The 294-nt window shown below is 65.6% G+C and carries 1 pseudogene; it reads left to right on the plus strand.

Going from position 1 to position 294, the window contains the following annotated elements:
* A pseudogene (locus GV790_RS29800) lies at positions 1-207 on the plus strand (MerR family transcriptional regulator); the annotation flags it as partial.
* Positions 208-294: the final 87 nt, after the last annotated feature.

Consider the following 294-nt stretch of genomic DNA (forward strand, 5'->3'; position numbering starts at 1 on the left):
GTCTATGAGTGCACCTCGCCCGAGGAGGTCGTCGATTTACTGCAGGGCGGGCAGGGAGTCTTCGGTATCGCGGTCAGCGGTGCCATGCGTGAGCTGACCGGCGCGATCGCGAACTTCCCGGCGGAACGGGCGACCGCGGCCACCGACCGGCCGGAAGACGAACTCGCGTTTCGGCGCAAGGCGCGGATGAATCGCAAGACCGGCTGACTATCGCACGAGTGTGATGAGCGCGACCGTACTCTCCAGCACGTAGTCGCGGTCCACATTGTCCGGCTCGAGTACTGCGTGCTGGGC

Source organism: Nocardia cyriacigeorgica (assembly GCF_010858045.1).
Lineage (GTDB): Bacteria > Actinomycetota > Actinomycetes > Mycobacteriales > Mycobacteriaceae > Nocardia > Nocardia cyriacigeorgica_E.